This is a genomic window from Bacillota bacterium (genome assembly GCA_040754675.1).
GTDB lineage: Bacteria > Bacillota > Limnochordia > Limnochordales > Geochordaceae > Geochorda.
Genome location: JBFMCJ010000491.1, coordinates 1 through 3,013 on the forward strand (window position 1 = coordinate 1; position 3,013 = coordinate 3,013).

The 3,013-nt window shown below is 71.1% G+C and carries 3 protein-coding genes; 2 read left to right on the plus strand and 1 reads right to left on the minus strand.

The genetic code is table 11. The features are described from left to right. Positions 1-227: 227 nt before the first annotated feature. Positions 228-1,502 (minus strand): bifunctional phosphopantothenoylcysteine decarboxylase/phosphopantothenate--cysteine ligase CoaBC, encoded by a 1,275-nt coding sequence (gene coaBC, locus AB1609_19575; GenBank protein ID MEW6048644.1) that lies wholly within the window; start codon positions 1,500-1,502, stop codon positions 228-230. Between the two features lie 72 nt (positions 1,503-1,574). Here coaBC and AB1609_19580 point away from each other — a divergent pair, with 72 nt between their 5' ends. Together AB1609_19580 and AB1609_19585 are read left to right on the plus strand one after the other, a co-directional pair. Beyond that, positions 1,575-2,537 (plus strand): P1 family peptidase, encoded by a 963-nt coding sequence (locus tag AB1609_19580; protein MEW6048645.1) that lies wholly within the window; start codon positions 1,575-1,577, stop codon positions 2,535-2,537. A gap of 19 nt (positions 2,538-2,556) precedes the next feature. Then, positions 2,557-3,013 (plus strand): inositol monophosphatase family protein (locus tag AB1609_19585; GenBank protein MEW6048646.1); only part of this gene is annotated, 457 nt, incomplete at its 3' end.

Sequence of the window (3,013 nt, forward strand, 5' to 3'; positions counted from 1 at the left end):
GACCGGATTCCATCCAATATGTACCCCCGGTAACCCGGATGCCCGCCCGAACTCCTGCCTCGGTACGGCGCTCTTCGCAGCCGGTTGCCTGTTCGGTAAGACCTTTCGAGGGATTCCTGCTCCTTCCTCTGGCGGAAGGCATTGTCATGGGGCGCTCGGGGAACGGATCAGGGTTGGGCGCCAAGCGTTGCCGGACGTACTCAGGTCGAGCGTCCACAAGCGGCACTTCAGGAGGTGCCGGCGCGGACTCGGGAGGCGACCCAGTCCAGGATTTTGTCGGCCAGCACCTCCTTGGGCACCAGGGGAACCTCCGTGCGGGTGCCATCGGCACCCAGCAGGAGGGCTGCGTTGGTATCCGACTCGAACCCCGCGCCGGGCCGGGTCACGTCGTTGGCCACGATGAGGTCGACGCCCTTGCGTTCGAGCTTACGCCGGGCGAAGGCCTCCAGGTCGCCGGTCTCGGCGGCGAAGCCCACCAGTACCTGCTCGGGCCGGCGCCGCTCGGCGAGGGCCTTGAGAATGTCCGGCGTCGGCACGAGTTCGAGCGTGAGGTGCCCGTCCTCCCCGGCGCTCGCTCCCGGGCTACCCTTCAGGCTCTCCTTCTTGATCTTGGACGGCGATGGAGCCGCCGGGCGAAAGTCGGCCACCGCCGCCGCCATGATGACGGCGTCGACGTGGGGCAGGCGCTCGAGGCAGGCTGAACGCATCTGTTCGCCCGTCTCCACGGCCACCACCTCGACGCCGGCAGGGGCTTCGAGGTGGGTGGGGCCGGTGACCAGGGTCACCTCCGCGCCCCGGTAGCGGGCCATGCGGGCCAGGGCGTAACCCATCTTGCCGCTGGATCGGTTGGTGAGGAACCGCACGGGGTCCAGGGGCTCCCGTGTCGGCCCCGCTGTGACCAGGATCCGGAGGCCCCGCAGGTCCTTGACCGGGTGCAGGAGGCAGCGGATCTCGTCCAGGATGCGCTCCGGCTCCTCCATGCGGCCGAGGCCCTCGTGGCCCGTGGCGAGACGGCCGCGGGCCGGGCCGACGACGATGTGGCCGCGGGCGCGCAGCTTCCCCAGGTTCTCCTGCGTGCCCGGGTGCTCGTACATGGCGCTGTTCATGGCGGGGGCCACGAGCACGGGGGCGCGGCATGCGAGGTACGTCGTCGTGAGCGCGTCGTCGGCGATGCCACCGGCCATGCGTGCGATGATGTCCGCGGTGGCCGGGCAGATGCACAAAAGGTCGGCCTTTCGCGCCAGGGTCACGTGGGTCATGACCACGCCGGGGTGGGGCTCGAAGAGGTCCACGATGACCGGGTTGTAGGAAAGCTCCCGGAACGTCGCCGGCCCCACGAGCTTTGTGGCGGCCCGCGTCATGATGACGTGGACGTCCGCGCCCCACAGGGCAAGCTGCCGCACCACCTCGACAGCCTTGTAAGCGGCGATGCTCCCGGAGACGCCGATCAGCACGGTGCGCCCGGCCAGGGGTTGTTGCGGGGCGAGTTGCTTGCCTTCCATGTCGTGGCACCCGTGTGGTAAAGTTCCCGGCGGGGGCGGCGGATCCTGGCAAGCTTCGAAGGCCTGGACGGCGTGCAGATCGGTCACTGGAGCGACCCGGAGGCGGCGACGGGCTGCACGGTGCTATTGTTCCCCGAGGGGGCGGCCGCCGGCGTGGACGTCCGGGGAAGCGCGCCGGGCACCCGGGAGACCGACGTACTCGTCCCGGGCAACCTGGTGGAGCGCATCCACGCCGTGCTGCTGACGGGCGGGAGTGCCTTCGGGCTGGACGCGGCTTCCGGCGTCATGGCGTGGTGTGAGGAGCACGGCATTGGTTTTGCGACACCGGCCGGGCCGGTGCCCATCGTGGTGGCTGCCGTCCTCTACGACCTGGATCTGGGCAGTGCCAACCGCCGCCCCGGGCCGGCGGAGGGCCGTGCGGCCTGTGAGGCCGCCGGGCGATCGGGCCCGGCCGGCGAACTCCAGGGGAGCCTGGGTGCCGGCACAGGGGCAACGGTCGGGCGGCTCTTCGGACCGCAGTACCGCATGAAGGGTGGCCTGGGGGTCGCCACCGGCCGGCTGCCGGGCACCGGGCATACGATGGTGGCTGTCGCGGCGGTCAACTGCGTGGGGGATGTGGTTGACCCGGGAAGTGGTGCGTGGATTGCTGGAGCGTTCGACCGGGCGGCGGGCCGGCCGCCAGGTGTGACGTGGTCCGATGCGCCGCTCGGCCCGGGCCCTCGACAGGCCACCACGCTGGCCGCCGTCGTGACCGACCTGCCGCTCACAGGCGCCGACCTGCGCAAGGTAGCGGAGATGGCGCACGACGGCATTGCCCGGGCGGTGAGGCCGGCCCATACGCTGTTCGACGGCGACACCGTCTTTGCGCTGTCGACGGGACGGGGCGCGCTCTACGGCGGTTTACCCCGGGCCGTGGCCGTCACCCAGGCGGGAGCGCTGGCGGCCGAACTGGTGGCGCAGGCGATATGCTCGGGCGTGCTGGCGGCCCGTTCCATTGGCGGAGTGCCGGCAGCCCGGGACGTGAGGCCCGACTGAACCAATCGAGGTGGACGGCGTGGCGGAACGAGGCATCGAGTCCATGATGGAGACGGCCGAGGAGGCGGCCACACGGGCGGGGCAGTTGCTGCGCGAACACTGGAAGGAGTTCCTCGCGGCAGGCATCGGCTTCAAGGGGCCGGTGGACCTGGTCACGGAGGGTGACCGGCGTTCAGAGGCTACCGTGCTGGAGGTCATCCGCTCCCGTTTCCCCGAGGATGACGTGCTGGCCGAGGAGCGAGGGGCCGTGGGCCGCGGGGCCGAGTACCGCTGGCTCATCGACCCGCTGGACGGCACCACCAACTACGCGCACGGGCTGCCGATCTTCGCCGTCTCCGTGGCAGTGGAGCGGCACGGCGAGGTCCTGGCGGGCGCCGTCTACGAACCGGTGGCAGACCGCCTCTACGTGGCGGGCCGAGGGCTGGGCGCTCGCCGCAACGGGCGGGTGCTGCGCGTCTCCTCCGTCGATTCCCTCG